Origin of the sequence: Sphaerisporangium rufum (genome assembly GCF_016863395.1) — a bacterium.
Taxonomy (GTDB): Bacteria; Actinomycetota; Actinomycetes; order Streptosporangiales; family Streptosporangiaceae; genus Sphaerisporangium; species Sphaerisporangium rufum.
The window spans coordinates 16,043-31,836 of the sequence record NZ_BOOU01000097.1 but is presented as its reverse complement, the minus strand read 5'-3'; the positions used below and the strand labels follow the sequence as shown (position 1 = coordinate 31,836).

Annotated in this window: 18 protein-coding genes; 10 read left to right on the top strand and 8 right to left on the bottom strand. The window is 73.4% G+C overall.

Going from position 1 to position 15,794, the window contains the following annotated elements:
• Positions 1–3: 3 nt before the first annotated feature.
• Complete coding sequence (locus Sru01_RS32000) at positions 4–1,542, bottom strand: Re/Si-specific NAD(P)(+) transhydrogenase subunit alpha (RefSeq protein ID WP_203993669.1); 1,539 nt, start codon at positions 1,540–1,542, stop codon at positions 4–6.
• A gap of 307 nt (positions 1,543–1,849) precedes the next feature.
• Between Sru01_RS32000 and Sru01_RS31995 the strand changes: the two genes are divergently transcribed.
• Positions 1,850–2,611 (top strand): globin domain-containing protein, encoded by a 762-nt coding sequence (locus Sru01_RS31995; RefSeq protein ID WP_203993667.1) that lies wholly within the window; start codon positions 1,850–1,852, stop codon positions 2,609–2,611.
• Positions 2,612–2,638: 27 nt separating this feature from the next.
• Here Sru01_RS31995 and Sru01_RS31990 read toward each other — a convergent pair whose 3' ends face one another.
• Both Sru01_RS31990 and Sru01_RS31985 read right to left on the bottom strand, forming a co-directional pair.
• Positions 2,639–3,142 (bottom strand): YbaK/EbsC family protein, encoded by a 504-nt coding sequence (locus Sru01_RS31990; protein WP_203993665.1) that lies wholly within the window; start codon positions 3,140–3,142, stop codon positions 2,639–2,641.
• On the bottom strand, positions 3,112–4,050 hold the full coding sequence (locus Sru01_RS31985; protein WP_203993663.1) for a DMT family transporter: 939 nt from the start codon (positions 4,048–4,050) through the stop codon (positions 3,112–3,114). The genes Sru01_RS31990 and Sru01_RS31985 overlap by 31 nt, the downstream gene beginning before the upstream one ends.
• 82 nt (positions 4,051–4,132) lie before the next feature.
• Here Sru01_RS31985 and Sru01_RS31980 point away from each other — a divergent pair, with 82 nt between their 5' ends.
• The 3 genes from Sru01_RS31980 (at position 4,133) to Sru01_RS31970 (ending at position 5,981) form a co-directional block, all read left to right on the top strand.
• Complete coding sequence (locus tag Sru01_RS31980; protein ID WP_203993661.1) at positions 4,133–5,053, top strand: LysR family transcriptional regulator; 921 nt, start codon at positions 4,133–4,135, stop codon at positions 5,051–5,053.
• 66 nt (positions 5,054–5,119) lie between these two features.
• Positions 5,120–5,560 (top strand): helix-turn-helix transcriptional regulator, encoded by a 441-nt coding sequence (locus Sru01_RS31975; protein WP_203993659.1) that lies wholly within the window; start codon positions 5,120–5,122, stop codon positions 5,558–5,560.
• Positions 5,561–5,570: 10 nt separating this feature from the next.
• On the top strand, positions 5,571–5,981 hold the full coding sequence (locus tag Sru01_RS31970; protein WP_203993657.1) for a VOC family protein: 411 nt from the start codon (positions 5,571–5,573) through the stop codon (positions 5,979–5,981).
• A 121-nt stretch (positions 5,982–6,102) separates the two neighbouring features.
• Here Sru01_RS31970 and Sru01_RS31965 read toward each other — a convergent pair whose 3' ends face one another.
• The 3 genes from Sru01_RS31965 to Sru01_RS31955 are packed head-to-tail and all read right to left on the bottom strand — an operon-like array spanning position 6,103 to position 8,340.
• Positions 6,103–7,137, bottom strand: a complete 1,035-nt coding sequence (locus tag Sru01_RS31965) for a BtrH N-terminal domain-containing protein (protein WP_203993655.1) — start codon at positions 7,135–7,137, stop codon at positions 6,103–6,105.
• On the bottom strand, positions 7,134–7,355 hold the full coding sequence (locus Sru01_RS36035; protein ID WP_239137921.1) for a MerR family DNA-binding transcriptional regulator: 222 nt from the start codon (positions 7,353–7,355) through the stop codon (positions 7,134–7,136). The genes Sru01_RS31965 and Sru01_RS36035 overlap by 4 nt, the downstream gene beginning before the upstream one ends.
• Positions 7,356–7,404: 49 nt before the next feature.
• Complete coding sequence (locus Sru01_RS31955; protein WP_203993652.1) at positions 7,405–8,340, bottom strand: AraC family transcriptional regulator; 936 nt, start codon at positions 8,338–8,340, stop codon at positions 7,405–7,407.
• 88 nt (positions 8,341–8,428) lie between these two features.
• On the opposite strand from Sru01_RS31955, the gene Sru01_RS31950 reads away from it, so the two are divergent.
• The 4 genes from Sru01_RS31950 to Sru01_RS31935 all read left to right on the top strand — a co-directional run bounded on the left by Sru01_RS31950 (position 8,429) and on the right by Sru01_RS31935 (position 11,834).
• Complete coding sequence (locus Sru01_RS31950) at positions 8,429–9,388, top strand: NADP-dependent oxidoreductase (protein ID WP_203993650.1); 960 nt, start codon at positions 8,429–8,431, stop codon at positions 9,386–9,388.
• Positions 9,385–9,942, top strand: a complete 558-nt coding sequence (locus tag Sru01_RS31945; protein WP_203993649.1) for an NADPH-dependent FMN reductase — start codon at positions 9,385–9,387, stop codon at positions 9,940–9,942. The genes Sru01_RS31950 and Sru01_RS31945 overlap by 4 nt, the downstream gene beginning before the upstream one ends.
• A 72-nt stretch (positions 9,943–10,014) precedes the next feature.
• The gene (locus Sru01_RS31940) at positions 10,015–10,719 is read left to right on the top strand and encodes a ThuA domain-containing protein (protein ID WP_239137920.1); all 705 of its coding nucleotides are present in this window, start codon (positions 10,015–10,017) and stop codon (positions 10,717–10,719) included.
• The gene (locus Sru01_RS31935) at positions 10,704–11,834 is read left to right on the top strand and encodes a Gfo/Idh/MocA family protein (protein WP_203993647.1); all 1,131 of its coding nucleotides are present in this window, start codon (positions 10,704–10,706) and stop codon (positions 11,832–11,834) included. The genes Sru01_RS31940 and Sru01_RS31935 overlap by 16 nt, the downstream gene beginning before the upstream one ends.
• Before the next feature lie 79 nt (positions 11,835–11,913).
• Here Sru01_RS31935 and Sru01_RS31930 read toward each other — a convergent pair whose 3' ends face one another.
• Both Sru01_RS31930 and Sru01_RS31925 read right to left on the bottom strand, forming a co-directional pair.
• On the bottom strand, positions 11,914–12,396 hold the full coding sequence (locus tag Sru01_RS31930) for a MerR family transcriptional regulator (protein WP_203993645.1): 483 nt from the start codon (positions 12,394–12,396) through the stop codon (positions 11,914–11,916).
• A 197-nt stretch (positions 12,397–12,593) separates the two neighbouring features.
• Entirely contained in the window at positions 12,594–13,295 is a 702-nt protein-coding gene (locus tag Sru01_RS31925) for a 2-phosphosulfolactate phosphatase (protein WP_203993643.1), read from the bottom strand.
• Positions 13,296–13,421: 126 nt separating this feature from the next.
• Between Sru01_RS31925 and Sru01_RS31920 the strand changes: the two genes are divergently transcribed.
• Positions 13,422–13,949, top strand: coding sequence for a PadR family transcriptional regulator (locus Sru01_RS31920; RefSeq protein ID WP_203993641.1), 528 nt, complete (start codon positions 13,422–13,424; stop codon positions 13,947–13,949).
• Positions 13,946–15,790, top strand: coding sequence for a penicillin acylase family protein (locus Sru01_RS36400; RefSeq protein ID WP_275412232.1), 1,845 nt, complete (start codon positions 13,946–13,948; stop codon positions 15,788–15,790). The genes Sru01_RS31920 and Sru01_RS36400 overlap by 4 nt, the downstream gene beginning before the upstream one ends.
• Positions 15,791–15,794 lie beyond the last annotated feature (4 nt).

The following is a 15,794-nucleotide window of genomic DNA, read 5'->3' as shown; positions in this document are numbered from 1 at the left end:
GCCTCAGCCTTTCGAGAACATGCCGAGCATGCGACGGGTGACGGCGAACCCACCGAAGATGTTCACGCTGGTGAGCAGGATCGCCACGAACGACAGGACGGTCACCGCGGTGGAACCGCGGCCGATCTGCAGCAGCGCGCCGATGACCACGATCCCGGAGATCGCGTTGGTCACCGACATCAGCGGGGTGTGCAGGGCGGGGTGGACCTTGCCGATGACGTAGTAACCGATGACCACCGACAGGACGAATACCGTGAAGTTCTCCGCCAGCCGGGGCGGCGAGAAGGCGATGACCAGGAACAGCGCGGCCATCGCCGCCCCGGCGAGCGCGAACCGGACCGCGGCGGGCAGCCGCCGCCGCGCGGGTGGCGCCGCCGGGGCGGCGGGCGCCGCCGGGGCGGGCGGGGCGGCCGACACCTGGACCGGCGGCGGCGGCCAGGTCTGCTCGCCGTCCCGCACGACGGTGACCGACCGCTGGACGGGGTCGTCGAAGTCGATCAGTGCCCGGCCGTCCCGCTGCGGCGTGAGCAGCTTGAGCAGGTTGACCAGGTTGGTACCGAACAGCTGGGACGCCTGGGCGGGCAGCCGCGCCGGCAGGTCGGTGTAGCCGATGATCGTCACACCGTTGCCGGTGATCACGGTCTTGCCCGGGACGGTGCCCTCGACGTTGCCGCCCTGCGCGGCGGCCATGTCGACGATGACGCTGCCCGGCCGCATGACCGCGACGTCCTCGGCCCGGATGAGCCGCGGCGCGGGCCGCCCGGGGATCAGCGCGGTGGTGATGACGATGTCCACCTCGGCGGCCTGCCGGTGGTACATCTCGGCCGCCAGCCGGTCGTACTCCTCGGAGGTGGCGCGCGCGTACCCGTCGGCGCCCGACTCCTGTGCCACCTCGACGGCCAGGAACTCGCCGCCGAGCGAGCGCACCTGGTCGGCCACCTCCGGGCGCGGGTCGGTGGCCCGCACCTCGGCGCCCAGGCTGCCGGCGGTGCCGATGGCGGCCAGCCCGGCCACTCCGGCGCCGGCGACCAGCACCTTGGCGGGCGGCACCTTGCCGGCCGCGGTGACCTGCCCGGTGAAGAACCGCCCGAAGACGTGCGCGGCCTCGATGACCGCCCGGTAGCCGGCGATGTTGGCCATCGAGCTGAGCACGTCCATCGACTGGGCTCTGGAGATGCGCGGCACCGCGTCCATGGCCAGCACGGTGATCGGCCGTTCGGCCAGCCGCCGCAGCAGGTCGGGACTCTGGCCGGGGGCGATCAGCGCGGCCAGGATCGCGCCGTCGCGCAACCGGCCGATCTCGTCGGGCGTGGGCGGGTTGATCTTGAGCACGATGTCGGCCGCCCACGCCTCGCCGACGCGTGCTCCCTGTTCGGTGTAGGCGTCGTCGGCGAACCCGGCGGCCTCGCCGGCCCCGGACTCGACGACGACCTCGTATCCCAGCCGCCGCAGATGGCGGACGTGCGACGGCGTGGCGGCCACCCGGGTCTCCCCGGTGCTCGACTCGGCCACCACGCCGATCCGCTGTGGACTGTCGGTCATCACAACTCATTTCTGCTCGCGAAGGCGGCCGCGGCGCCGGTCCGCACCCGGCGGTGGTTCACGGCGGTGGCGCGAGCCCCCGGTCACATCGATGTCAGACTCTAACCGCATCACATGAAACACAGCGTAACGATCTAATTAGGCGATATTTCGCCCGCATATGTACATGACCGGTTATTAGGGATCACAAGCGGCCGACCGCGCATCCGGATGACCCGGCTCCCTGGCCACCAGGCGTGTTACATGATTACCATGTAACACGCTCTTGCTTCTGCCGGCATCGCCGGCCCGGCCGGGAGGAACAGCCGTGATCGTGGAGTACATCCGATATCGCATTCCCGACGACCGGGCGGCCGGCTTCGAGGAGGCCTACCACCGGGCCGCCGCCTTCCTCGCCCGGGCTCCGCAGTGCGTCGACTACGAGCTCACCCGCTGCGTGGACGAGCCCGCGCATTACATCCTGAGGATCACCTGGACCTCCGCCGAGGACCACCTCGGCGGCTTCCGTAAAGGGGACCTCTTTCCCGGCTTCCTCGCCGAGATCCGGCCCTACGTCGAGGCCATCGAGGAGATGCGCCACTACGAGACGACGGCGGTGCGCGGCACCGGCGGCTCGGTTCCGACCCTGTACGACTGGGCGGGCGGCGCCGAGGCGTTCGAGCGGCTCACCGAGCGCTTCTACCAGACGGTCATGGCCGACGAGCTGCTCGCGCCGCTGTTCGCCCGGATGGACCCCGGGCATCCCCGCTTCGTCGCCATGTGGCTGGCCGAGGTCTTCGGCGGTCCCGCCCGCTACACCGGCGAGCGGGGCGGGTACCCGCACATGCTCGGCAAGCACCTGAACCGGGGGATCACCGAGGCGCAGCGCCGCCGGTGGGTGGCCCTGCTGGCGGACGCCGCCGACGATGTCGGCCTGCCGGACGATCCGGAGTTCCGGGCCGCCTTCATGGGCTACATCGAATGGGGCACCCGGCTCGCGCTCGCCAACTCCCAGCCAGGGGCCGCCCCGGTACGCCAGGCGCCGGTGCCGCACTGGGGCTGGGGCGTCGCCCCGCCCTACCTCGGCTGACAGACGCCTGCCACCGAACTCCGCCGATCATCCGAGCGTCCGGGCGGGGGCGGCGATGGGTTCGGTGCGGGGGCGGGCCAGGCGGGCGTAGGCGGGGCCGGGGACGGCCAGCGAGCGGTCCAGGCGGGCGGCGTTGAAGTACAACCACGGCTTCACCAGGATCGCCGGGTCGGCGACGAGTTCCAGGCCGGGATCGAAGCTGAACGGCAGGATGGTGCCCGGCACCGACCCGGCCAGCCGCTCGGCGGTGGCCGGGTCGCTGAATCCGGCGTAGCGGGCGGCGTAGGTGGCCCGGACGGCGTCCAGATCGACCCGCCGGTCGCCGGGGACGACCGCGAGCACGTGGCGGGTGGTGCGCCGGTCGGTCCGGACCCGCAGGACGATGCACTTGGCCGCCTCGGACGCCGGGTGCCCGCGCAGCGCGCTGACCGCCTCGGTGCCGCCTTCAGGCTCGTGCTCGATGAGCCGGTAGGGGGTGGCGGTCGTGTCCAGCAGGGTGATCAGGCGGTGGTAGGTGTCGTGGCCGGGCATGCGGTCTCTCCTTGTCTCGCAGATTGTCTCGTAGCGCGATGGGCGCGTTCGACGGCCTGACCCCAGTACGTCCCGGCCACCATGAGGGCCGCGCCGAGGGCGGCCAGGACGGTCGGCCGCTCACCGCCCAGGCCGATCCCGGCCGCGACGGCCCAGATCGGCTCGGTGCCCAGCAGCAGGCCGGCCCGGCTGGCCGAGGTCCGCTGCACCGCCCAGGTCTGGGCGAGAAACGCGAACACGCTGCAGAACAGTGCCAGGTAGACCAGTTGCCCCCAGGTGGCGGCGCCGGCCCGCGCCAGCGCGGGCAGGCCGGCCGACGCCGGCGCCGCCAGCAGTGCCGTCCCGACGATGGTCTGCACGGTGGTCAGCTGCAGCGGGCGAACCGCCCGCCCCTCGGTCAGCCGGCCGACCAGCGCGACGTGGCCGGCCCGCACCACGGCGGCGGCGAGCATCATCAGGTCACCGGCCCGCAGGGCGTGCAGCCCGGAGCCGGACATGAGCAGCGCGACGGCCAGGACGCAGACGCCGGCCGCGGCGAAGAACGCCGCCGGCGGCCGCCCGCGCCCGCCCGCCCGGTCCAGCAGCGGGGTCAGCACGATGGTGAGACTGATGATCAACCCGGCGTTGGCGGCGCTGGTGTGGGCCACCCCGTAGGTCTCCACCACCAGAACGGCGGCCTGAGTGACCCCGAGCAGCGTTCCGGCGCGGATCTCGTCCCGGGTCCATCGCCGCGCCTGGCCGCGGGCGACGACCAGGGCGCCACAGGCGAGCGCGGAGATCGCGTACCGGGCCAGCAGCACCACCAGCACCGGAAGGGCAAGGGTGGCCGTCTTGGCCACCAGATAGCTGGAGCCCCAGACGAGCGCGACGAGCAGCAGCACGGCGTCGATCCGGCGGGTGTCAGGCACGGGCCAACGCTGCCGCAGCGGCCACGTTGAAGCCCAGCCCCAACGTCTTAACGAACCTTTCAGTACATCTACACTGTCCACGGTGGACGCACGGCAACTGCGCATCCTGCGGGAACTGGGCGAGCTGGGCAGCGTCACCGCGGTGGCCGACGCCCTGCTGGTGACCCCGTCGGCCATCTCCCAGCAGCTTCGGCTGCTCCAGCGCTCGAGCCCGGTGCCGCTCACCGAGCGTGCGGGCCGGCGGGTGGTGCTCACCGACGCCGGCCGGGCCCTGGCCGCCGCGGCGATCGAGGTGGAGACCGCGCTCGCCCGGGCGCGGCACACCGTCGCCGACTTCGCCGAGCGGCCGGACGCCACCGTGTCGGTGGCGGCGTTCCACAGCGCGGCGGCGGCGTTCTTCCCGCTGCTGCTGCGTCGGCCGGCCGGCCCGGACCGTCCCCGGGTGACGCTGGCCGACGAGGACGTCGCCCAGGACCGGTTCCCCCAGCTCACCAGCGCCTACGACCTGGTGCTCGCCCACCGGCTCGACCACACGCCCGGCTGGCCGCGCACCGTGACGGCCACCACGCTGCTGCGCGAGCCGCTCGACGTCGCGCTGCCCGCCGATCACCCGCTGGCCGCCGAGCGGCGGCTCGCGCCCCGGGACGTCGCCGGCGAGCCGTGGATCACCGTGCACGACGGCTTCCCGGTGCTGGCCACCATCGAGGCCATCGCCGCGGCCGCGGGCCGTCGCATCGAGATCGTGCACCGGATCAACGAGTTCTCCGTGGTCGCCGAGGTGGTCGCCGCCGGCGGCGGGCTGGCGCTGATGCCGCGCTGGACCGCCCGCCCGCATCCCGCCGTGGTGCTCCGCCCGCTGGACGGGGTGCACGCCCGCCGCCACATCGACGTGCTGCACCGCCCGGAGCGGACCGCGCGCCGGGCCGTCCGCACGGTCCTGGCCGAACTGCGGCAGGCCGCGGCGGCCATCGGGCGCGAGCGCGCCGATCCCGGCCCGTCCTGAGGCCGCCTGCTTCTGTTCGCCCAGGTGAGCGGCCGCTCCTGGCGGGTGGAGTGTTACGCTCGGCGGGTGACCCCGCAGCAGCTGGCCGATCTCGCGCACCTGCGCCGGGCGCGCGATCTGATCGACCGCGAGTACGCCCGGCCGCTCGACGTGCCGGCGATGGCCCGCCACGCGCTGATGTCGCCCGCGCACTTCTCCCGCCGCTTCCGGGCGGTCTACGGCGAGACGCCCTACGGCTATCTCATGACCCGCCGCATCGAGCGGGCGATGGCCCTGTTGCGCGGCGGGATGAGCGTGACCGACGCCTGCATGGCGGTCGGCTGTACCTCGCTCGGCTCGTTCAGCTCGCGGTTCACCGAGATCGTGGGGGAGCCGCCGAGCGCGTACCGCGACCGGGAGCACGCCGCCGTGACGGCGATGCCCGCCTGCGTCGCCAAGATGCGTACCCGCCCGGTCCGGCGCCCGGCGAGCAGGAACGGAGAAGCGGGCGGCGGCGCCGCCGCCTAACGTGGCCGCCATGTCCATCGCACTGAGGTACTGCCACATCACCGTCAACGACCTGGACGCGTCGCTCGCCTTCTACCGCGACGCGCTCGGCCTGGAGATCCGTAACGACGTCGCATCCGGCGAGTTCCGCTGGGTCACCCTGGGCGGCACGACCCAGCCCGACGTCGAGATCGTACTGTCCGAGCCGCACGCCGGCCGTTCCCAGGCCGACGGGGACGCCCTGCAGGAACTGCTCACCAAGGGCGTGCTTTCGATGGCCATGTTCGCCGCCGACGACGTCGACGCGACCTTCGAGCGGGTCCGGGCCTCCGGCGCCGAGGTGCTGCAGGAGCCCATCGACCAGCCGTGGGGGCCGCGCGACTGCGCGTTCCGCGACCCGTCGGGCAACATGGTGCGGATCGAGCAGCGCGCCAAGGCCTGACGCCGGCCCCCGCGGCCGGATCGGTCTGCCGATCCGGCCGTGGTGCCGGTGCGGCCGTGGTGCCCGGCGGCCGCCCTCATGGACGCGGGTGAGACCACCGCGCCGGCCGCGCGACGCGGGCTCAGCCGGCAGAGGCCGCCGCGGCCGATCCGGGCCGGGGCGAGGACTCGCCGCCCAGCAGGCTCAGCGCGCGCATGGCCTCGTGCTCGATGCGGGACAGCTCGCCGAGCAGCTCGCCGGCCTGGGCCAGGCACCGGCGATCATCCGACTCGCCGGCCTTCGCGATCAGCGCCGCGACCCGTGTCCATCCGGTCGCCGCCTCGGCGTACAGCCGGTGACCGGTGCGCAGGTGGCGGCTGTCCAGCATCTCGGCGCACTCGGCGAGGAAGTCGCGGTAGAAGTTGCGGAACAGGGCGCCGCCGGTGCCGGCCTCCTCCATCATCCGGGCGGCCTGCGGCAGGTGCCGGCCGGGGTCGCCGGCGCGGTCCAGCCAGCTGCCCAGCAGCCGGCCGGCCTTCTCGATGCCGCGATGGCCGAGGTTGGCGATGGGCGGGTCGAGGAAGGCGGCGGCGCAGGCGGTGATCGCGGGCACGATCCCGTCCCGCGGGGAAGGCAGGGCCTCGGGAACGGTCACGGTGAAGGAGCGATGCCGGGCGGTCATCGGGCCGCGCGCCGGCCTGGCCCGGGCCAGCGCGGCCAGGCCGGTGGAGACCGCGCCGCCCTGCTGTTCGGTGTCCACCAGGTAGGCGCGCCGGTCGTCGTAGCCGTACATCGCGACGACATGCCCGCCGAAGTGCACCTTCGACCGGAAGTACTCCAGGTGGTAGCTGTCGAGCTGCAGCCCCACCGGATGACCCGAATCGATGGCGGCGGCGACCTGTGCCCAGCCCTTGCGGGCGGAGGTGGTCTCGTGGACCGCCAGCTCCAGTCCCAAGGTGGCGGCCAGGTTCCTGGTCAGCTCGAACGGCCTGACCCGGCCACCGAGGAAGGGCACGTCCATGCCCTTGGCGTCCCAGTAGACGAAGGACAGGCCGCGGCCGAGGCCGAAGAGCATGGGTTCGGACAGGTCCAGTCCTTGCCGCCGCAGCAGCACGCCCAAGGTGGTCGTCTCGCAGTGCCGCATGCCCCGGGTGTCGATGCCCGCCAGCACGGTCATGTCGTGCCCTCCTGGATGGGAATGATCAGCCGGGTCACCGGCTCCTCGTCCGGCGCCCGGGCCGGCCCGACCTGGCCGGCGGCGTAGTAGCGGTAGCCGGAGCCGGCGTCCACGTGGACCGGAGCGAGCAGTCCCAGCTCGTCGTAGTGACGCAGCCGCTTGACGCTGAGCCGGCACAGGCGGGCGAAGCGCCCGATGGTGAGAAGTTCGCCGTGCACCCCACCATGGTGAACCCTCCCACGATGGGAGGGTCCAGCCGGCGGCCGGTCAGCCCGGCGACGGGCAGCCCACCCGGCGGTACCTGCCGGGGGCCATGCCGTACTCGCGCTTGAAGGCGTTGGCGAAGGCGAACTCAGAGCCATAGCCGACCGCGGCGGCGATCTCGCTCAGCGCGGCGTCGGAGTCGCGCAGCATGCGCGCGGCGGTGCCGAGCCGCCACCAGGTCAGGTAGCTCAGCGGGGGCTGCCCGACGAGCCGGGTGAACCGGCCGGAGAACGCCGCACGCGACAGCCCGGCACGCCGGCCGAGCGACTCGACCGTCCACGGGTGGGCGGGGTCGCGGTGCACGGCGTTGAGCGCGGCGCTGACGGCCGGGTCGGCGAGGGCGGCGGCCCAGCCGCTCACCTTGCAGTGCTCGGTCGAGACGGTGAACCAGGCGCGCAGGATGTACAGCAGCAACATGTCCAGCAGCGCCGACACCACCAGGTCCGCGCCGGGCCGCGGGTTCTCGATCTCGCCGCCCAGCAGCTCGACGGCGGCCCGCAGCTCGGTGTCGTGCCCCAGGCGGGCGGGCAGGTGGATCATCTCGGGCAGCCCGGCGAGGACCGGATGCACCCGGCCGGCGTCGAGCCGGTAACCGCCGCAGAGCGTCACGGTGACCGGCCCGGTGCCCGCCATGGCGGCCGCGGCGAACAACCCGGCGGGGGCATCGGGGTCGCACTCGGGCTCGGCGATGGGACTGGTCGGCGAGTCGGCCAGCCCGTAACCGTGCCCGTGGGGGAAGAACAGCACGTCACCCGGCCCGACCGGGATCGGCTCACCCTCCGGCGGGACGGCCCAGCACGAGCCCCGCAGCACCACCTGGAAACCCGCCGAACCGGGCACCGAGGGGAACCGCTGCCCCCACGGCGCCGCCCACTCCACCCGCGCCGAGCGCGGCACCCCCGCCCGCATGGCGGCCACCACGTCACTCAGCACATCCATCCAGCCAATCTCCCACGAGAGACGAACGCGTATCAATCCTGGACGTCAGAGCATTGGCCGTCTCTATCGTGATCCCTACGGTTGACGCATGCCGAAAACACAGGCCGGCGTGCCGGCCGGGACGCCCGCGAACGCCGGCACGCGACCCGCGGCCGAGCAGGTCAGCGGCCTGCCCGGCCGGATGCGGGCCGCACGCATTCATGAGTACGGCGACGCCTCGGTGATCTCGCTGGACGAGGTGCCGGTACCGAGGCCCGGACCGGGCGAGGTGCTCATCGAGGTGGCCGCGACGTCCTTCAACCCCTCGGAGGTCGGCCTGCGGATGGGGCTGTTGCGGGAGGTGTTCGGCGCCACGCTGCCGCACACGCTCGGCTGGGACGTCGCGGGCACCGTGGTCACCGGAGCGGGGGACCTGGTGCCCGGCGACCGGGTGATCGGGCTCATCGACGCGGCGGCCGCCGAATACGCGGTCGCCGGCGCGGATCTGCTGGTCCGGGCGCCACGGCGGATCCCGCCGGAGGCCGCGGCGGCGGTGCCGGTGGCCGGGCTCACCGCCTGGCAGGCGGTCTTCGAGCACGCCAGGATCGGCCCGGGCACCCGGGTGCTGATCAACGGCGCCGGCGGCGGGGTGGGACTGTTCGCCGTACAGCTGGCCAAGCACGCGGGCGCGCGTGTGGTGGCGACGGCCGGTCCGCGCAGCGCCGCCGCGGTGCGGGCGCTGGGCGCCGACGAGGTCGTCGACTACACCACCACGCCGCTCCCGGGCGGCAACGACGTGCTGCTCAACCTGGTGCCCGGCGCGCCGGACGCGGTGAGCGGGCTGGCCGAGGACGTCGTCTCGATCGCCGGGCCGATCGACCATCCGCGGGCCGTCCGGTTCGTGGCCCGCAACGATCCCGGCCAGCTGGCCGAACTCGTGGCGCTGATCGACCGGGGCGTCGTGCGGGTCGAGGTGGACGCCCGCCCGCTCGCGTCCCTGGCGGAGGTGCACCGCGCCGCCGAGCGCGGCCTGACCCGCGGAAAGATCGTACTGAAGGTGGCGAAGTGATCAAGATCGGTATCATCATCGGCAGCACCCGGCCGGGACGCCACGGCGACGCCGTCGCCCGCTGGGTGCACGACCAGGCGGCCGGGCGCGGTGACGCCCGCTACGAGCTGGTCGACCTGAAGGACCACGCGCTGCCGCACCTGGACGAACCGCTCCCCGCGGCCACCGGGGTGTACGAGCATCCGCACACCAAGGCCTGGTCCGACACCATCGCCCGGCTCGACGGCTTCGTCTTCGTGACACCCGAGTACAACCACTCGATGCCCGGCGTGCTCAAGACCGCCATCGACTTCCTGTTCGCCGAGTGGCACGACAAGGCCGCGGGGGTGGTCGGTTACGGCGTCAACGGCGGGGTGCGGGCGGCCGAGCACCTGCGGCAGGTGCTCGGCCAGGTGAAGGTGGCCGACGTCCAGGCCGCCGTGGAGCTGCTGCTGCACACCGATTTCGTGGATTTCACCACCTTCGAGCCGGCGGCGCACCGGCGGGAGGCGCTGAACCTGCTGCTCGACCAGGTCGTGGCGTGGAGCACGGCACTGCGACCGCTCAGGACGTGAGACGGGCTCTGGTGAGTTCCGCCAGGAAATGTGAATATTGGAGCCGTTTGTCCCTTGATCGATAGGTGAGGCATGGCAGGCGATCGCGGTCGGACGGCTCTGGTGGTGCGCGGCGGCTGGGAGGGGCACGTCCCGGTGCCGGCCACCGAACTGTTCATCCCCTTCCTGGAGGAGCACGGGTTCCAGGTGCACCGGGCGGACTCCCCGGCGCCGTACGCGGATCCGGACTTCATGTCCGGCGTCGATCTCATCGTGCAGTGCTACACGATGGGCACGATCGAACCGGCGGAGATGAGCGGCCTGGACGCGGCGGTGCGGGCCGGCACCGGGCTGGCCGGCTGGCACGGCGGCATCGCCGACTCCTTCCGCGCCACCTCCGAGTACCTGCACCTCATCGGCGGGCAGTTCGCCTGCCACCCGGGCAAGGATCCGGCCGAGCGGGACGGCTCGCAGGCCGACAACTTCATCCCGCACACCATCACCGTGTCGCCCGCGGCGGGCGACCATCCCATCACCGCCGGGATCGCGGACTTCGACCTGGTCACCGAGCAGTACTGGGTGCTGGCCGACGCCTACGTCGACGTGCTGGCCACCACGACGCTGCGGGTCCGCCCCTGGGACCCCTGGCACCGGGAGGTCACCGCACCGGCGGTCTGGACCCGGGAATGGGGCGAGGGCAAGGTCTTCGTCGCCACACCGGGCCACAGCCTCGACGTGCTGCGCCACGACAGTGTCCGCACCATCATCGAACGGGGGATGCTGTGGGCCGCCCGGTGAACGTCGGCGTCGTCGGGTGCGGCGTCATCTTCCCCCAGTACGCCGAGACCATCGAACGGCTGCCGGAACTGCGGCTGGCGGCCGTGGCCGACCTGGATCTCGCCCGCGCCACCGAGGCCGCGCGGCCCTACCCGGGCGCCGAGGCGCTGAGCGTGGCCGAACTGCTGGCCGACCCGCGGATCGACGTCGTCCTCAACCTCACCATTCCGGCCGCGCACGCCGAGATCGCGCTGCTGGCGATCGCGGCCGGCAAGGACGTGTACTGCGAGAAGCCGCTCGCCGCGACCACCGCGGACGCGGCGAAGGTGCTGCGCGCCGCCGCCGGCGCCGGCGTGCGGGTGGGCTGCGCGCCGGACACCGTCCTCGGCACCGGCACGCAGACCGCCCGCAAGGCGATCGACGACGGCCTCATCGGCCGCCCGGTCGCGGCGACGGCGACCATGATGACGCCCGGGCACGAGCACTGGCACCCCAACCCCGACTTCTACTACGCCCCCGGCGGCGGGCCGCTGATGGACATGGGCCCGTACTACATCACCAGCCTGGTCACCCTGCTCGGACCGGTGGCGACGGTCGTTGGCGCCGGCAGCCGCACCCGCGACCACCGGGTCATCGGCTCGGGGCCACGCCGCGGCGAGAAGATCCCGGTCGCCGTCGACACCCACGTCACCGGGATCCTGGCGCACGCGTCGGGGGCGCTGTCCACGCTGGTGATGAGCTTCGACGCCGCGGCCACCGCCGCGCCCCACATCGAGGTGCACGGCGAGCGGGGTTCGCTGGTCGTGCCCGATCCCAACCACTTCGACGGCACCATACTGCTGTCGCCGGTGGGGGAGGAGGCCCGGCAGCCGCTGCCCGTCCTGGCCGGCCACCCGGGGGCCGGACGCGGGGTGGGGCTGGCCGACTTCGTCACGACCCCGGCCGGGCAGCAGCCCCGCGCGGGCGGCGCGCTCGCCTACCACGTGCTGGAGGTGATGGAGTCACTGCTGGCCTCGGCCGGATCAGGGGCCGCGGTCACCATCACCAGCCCCTGCGAGCGCCCCCGCCCCGTCTCGCTGCCGGCCACCGGTGGACCCGAGAACCCCGAACCTGGTGCGGCCGTACCCGGAGCCTGAACTCCCGCCGGGCGGGGCGCACGGGTGCCGGACGCCGGCGGCCCGGCAGGTCAGGCCACGCCGGTCGGGCCGAGCGCGATCAGCCGGCGGCGGGGTGACGGTCTTCGGCCAGGCCGGCGAAGGGCAGCGGGCAGTCCGGGCAGGTGCAGTGGGTGAGGCTGTCGCAGCCGGCCTCGACCACCTGGGTGAGCGCCGCCCGGATGGTGGTCAGGTCGGCGATCCGCGCGTCCACTTCGGCGATCTTGGCCTGGGCGCGGGCGCGCAGGTCCGGAGTGGGGTGGCCGCGCCGGCCGGTGTCGATGAGCTCGGTCACCTCCGCCAGGGTGAAGCCGAGCCGCTGGGCGGCCTTGATCACCACCAGCAGGGCGACGGTGTCCGGCGGGTAGGCGCGGTGCCCGCCCGGGCTGCGCGCCGGTTCGGCGATCAGCCCCCGGCGCTCGTAGTAGCGCAAGGTCTGCGGATTCACCCCGGCCCGCTCGGCCACCTGCCCGCTGCGCAGGTAAGGCCCCTCGACCGCGGGCGAGGCGCCGGCCGCGTGGTCGAGTGCGGCTTGTCGCGTCATGCCCTCACGGTAAACCCGTACCCAGGTACCGGATGCAAACGCTAGTCGCCGCTTCGCGGGGAACCGACGCGTCTCGGGCCGGCGGAGCAGGCGAATCCTTACGGCCACGGCCTTTGGTCACCTGACGAGTGCCCGCTCGCTTCGACGCCTGCCGAGGCGCTGTCGCCGGAACGCCCGTCCGGGCCCAGAGCCGCTGCTCAGACCGAGGGCTCGGCGGCCGGCGGAGGGAGGGCGTGGGGACGCAGGGTCATGAGCGGACCTTCCACGTTCGCCACCATGGCGAAGTGGAACCGGTCCACCTCCAGGCAGAGCGCGACGTCATCGGGATGGACTCCTTGACGCACCCCCTGCGCCAGTTCGGCGGCGGCGCGCGAATCAGCGGCGCGGCGGACGAACCCGGCGGGGTCGGTGCCGCTCTCGGCGGCCCGCCGGGCGATGTACTGGGCGCAGGCCAGGTCTTCGTCGGCCTGCCCGTCCTCACCGGTCACCACGAACGTGACGGTGTCACATTCGCGGGCCCGCAGGAGCCGGGCCGTCGCCTCCGCGACCACGAAGCTCGCGCACAGCACCAGCGGCGCCTCCTTGACCGCGAGGGCGCCGACCGTTCCCGCCGTGGTCTTCTGCACGACGGTCCGTCCGGCGAGGTCGACCGAGCGCAGCAGCGCCGGCGAGTTGACGGCGTCGAACCCGGCGGCCGGCGGACCGTCCTTCAGCGCCACCCAATCCGGGTGACGCGCCTTCAGCGCCAGGACCTCGTCCAACGACCCGGCAAGAACGACCTTCTCCGCCCGTTGGGCGAAGGCCCAGGCGGCCACGGTGAAGGCGCGCATGACGTCGACCACGACCGCCACGGGCGGCACCTCGGTCAGATCGGCGATACCGAGGAAGCGAACGTCCATTTCGCCGATGATCGCACATCTCGTCCCCGTCCGGAGGGCGTCGCACTTCATGCCATGCCCCCGTCGGGCGGCCACCGCATTCCGAGTATTCCTTGAGTGTATACCTTGGGTGTACAGTCGTCCGCCATGACAGTCCCCTTGGCCCTGCTGGGCCTGCTGGATCGGCGGCCCGGTCACGGATACGACCTGAAGCGCGACTACGACGCCTACTTCGGCAGAGGAAAGCCGCTGCCCTTCGGGCAGGTCTACGGGACGCTCGGCCGGCTGGCCAGGGACGGCAAGGTCACCGCCGGTCAGAGCGAGCCCGGCGACGGTCCGGACCGCAAGCGCTACGCGATCACGCCGCTCGGCAGCCGGGAGGTGGAGGAGTGGCTGGCCGAGCCGGTGGCGGCGGAACCGTACCTGCAGACGGTGCTGTTCACCAAGGTCGTGCTGGCGCTCATGCTGGACCGCGACGCGCAGCGCTACCTGGACCTGCAGCGTGCCGCCCACCTGCGGCGCATGCGCGAGCTGTCGGAGATGAAACGCGGCGGCGTCTTGGTGGACGCCCTGCTGGCCGATCACGCGCTGTTCCACCTGGAGGCCGACCTTCGCTGGATCGACCTGACCGCGGCCCGGCTGGGCGCGCTGGCGGAGACGGTGCGCGGCGCATGACCATCGACGCGCGGGCGGTGCCGGGCCCGGTGCTGGAGGCCCGATCCGTCGACCGCTGCCACGGCCGGACGCAGGCGCTGCGCGAGGTGAGCCTGTCGGTGGCGGCGGGCGAGACCCTGGCGATCATGGGGCCCAGCGGCTCCGGCAAGTCCACGCTGATGCACTGCCTGGCCGGCATTCTGACCCCCGACGCGGGCGAGGTCTGGTTCGACGGGCGGCGGCTGGACACCCTGAGCGACGCCCGGCGGTCCGAGCTGCGCCGCACCGCCTTCGGATTCGTCTTCCAGTTCGGCCAGCTGGTGCCGGAGCTCACCGTGACCGACAACGTCGCGCTGCCGCTGCTGCTCGGCCGGTCCGGGCGCAGGCTGGCCTACCAGCGGGCAGGCGGCTGGCTGAGCCGGCTGGAGCTGGCGGACCTGGGCGGGCGGCGTACCGGGGAGCTGTCGGGAGGCCAGGCCCAGCGGGTGGCGATCGCCAGGGCACTGGCGACCCGGCCCCGGGTGATCTTCGCGGATGAGCCCACCGGCGCGCTCGACTCGCTCACCGGCGAGAAGGTGATGGAACTGCTCGTCGGCCTGGCCCGGCAGGAGGGCACGACCGTGATCATCGTGACGCACGACGCCCGCGTCGCGGCCTGCGCCGCCCGGGACGTGGCCGCGCTGCGCCGCGCACAGGACACCTACCAGGGCATGCCCTTCGTCTACACGCTCGCCGCCGACGCAGGCGGCGAGGCGTACTTCGCCGACGCCTCGGTCGTCCCGCACGTCACCGACGAGCAGGCGGCGCGCTGCCGGGCCAAGGACGATCCCCGGCTGCTCGTCCTGGACGGCGCCACATCGTCCTGCCTGTGGGGAACCGACCCTGACGCGATCGAACCGGGCATCTTCGGCCCGGCCGCCCAGCCCCGGCTGGCCCGCACCGACTACGTGACCAACGCCAACGGCAGCCCCTGGCTGACCAACCCGAAGGCCCCGCTCACCGGCTACCCGCGCGTCTTCGGCGACACCCGCACCGAACGGGACCTGCGCACCAGGGTCGGCCTCGACATGATCGCGCAGCGGCTGGCGGGCGGCGACGGGCTCGGGCCCGCCGGCTTCACGCTGGACACGCTGTGGCGGACGGCCACCGGCAAGCGCAACCTGAGCGCCGAACTGCTCCGCCCCGATCTGCGCGCGCTGTGCCGGGCCAGGCCGGTGATGACGGCGAGCGACGGCCGGCGGGTGAACGTGCGCCGGGCATGCGCCACGCTGGCGGCCTGGGACGGGCGGGCCGGCCTGGACAGCCGGGGCGCGATCCTCTGGCGGGAGTTCTTCCTGGGCCTGCACCGCCCGCAGCGCGGTCCCGACGGCGAGGTCGTCCCGCCGGACAGCTGGTGGAAGGTGCCGTTCGATCCCGCGCACCCGCTCAGCACGCCGCGCGGCCTGGACATCGAGAACCCGGTGGTGGCGACCGCGCTGGCCGACGCGGTCCAGTTCTTCGCGGCCGGCGATCTGCCGCTGACGCTCACACCGGGGGAGGCCCAGCGGTACGGCGCCGTCCCGGTGCCGGGGTGCACCGAGGGGGAGGGCTGCTTCGACCGGATCCGCACCGGGGGCCCGCTCGGGGAGAGCGGCCGGTATCCGGACGTCGGCACCGGCTCCAGCTTCCTGATGGCGGTGGAGCTGACGCCGGCCGGGCCGCGCGCCCGCACCGTGCTGACGTACTCGCTGTCGGCGAATCCGGCCTCGCCCCACCACACCGATCAGACCGTGCTGTTCTCTCGCGGCGGCTGGGTCACCGAACGGTTCAGCGAGGCCGAGATCCGGGCGTATCCCGGAGTGTCCACCACTTCGCTGCGCTGACCCG

Bases quoted from the DNA above. Each gene is read 5' to 3' on its own strand.
- Sru01_RS32000 (WP_203993669.1), bottom strand. From the start codon at position 1,542: ATGACCGACAGTCCACAGCGGATCGGCGTGGTGGCCGAGTCGAGCACC.
- Sru01_RS31990 (WP_203993665.1), bottom strand. From the start codon at position 3,142: ATGCCCGGCCACGACACCTACCACCGCCTGATCACCCTGCTGGACACG.
- Sru01_RS31970 (WP_203993657.1), top strand. From the start codon at position 5,571: ATGTCCATCGCACTGAGGTACTGCCACATCACCGTCAACGACCTGGAC.
- Sru01_RS31965 (WP_203993655.1), bottom strand. From the start codon at position 7,137: ATGACCGTGCTGGCGGGCATCGACACCCGGGGCATGCGGCACTGCGAG.
- Sru01_RS31955 (WP_203993652.1), bottom strand. From the start codon at position 8,340: ATGGATGTGCTGAGTGACGTGGTGGCCGCCATGCGGGCGGGGGTGCCG.
- Sru01_RS31950 (WP_203993650.1), top strand. From the start codon at position 8,429: ATGCCGAAAACACAGGCCGGCGTGCCGGCCGGGACGCCCGCGAACGCC.
- Sru01_RS31940 (WP_239137920.1), top strand. From the start codon at position 10,015: ATGGCAGGCGATCGCGGTCGGACGGCTCTGGTGGTGCGCGGCGGCTGG.
- Sru01_RS31930 (WP_203993645.1), bottom strand. From the start codon at position 12,396: ATGACGCGACAAGCCGCACTCGACCACGCGGCCGGCGCCTCGCCCGCG.
- Sru01_RS31925 (WP_203993643.1), bottom strand. From the start codon at position 13,295: ATGGACGTTCGCTTCCTCGGTATCGCCGATCTGACCGAGGTGCCGCCC.
- Sru01_RS31920 (WP_203993641.1), top strand. From the start codon at position 13,422: ATGACAGTCCCCTTGGCCCTGCTGGGCCTGCTGGATCGGCGGCCCGGT.
- Sru01_RS36400 (WP_275412232.1), top strand. From the start codon at position 13,946: ATGACCATCGACGCGCGGGCGGTGCCGGGCCCGGTGCTGGAGGCCCGA.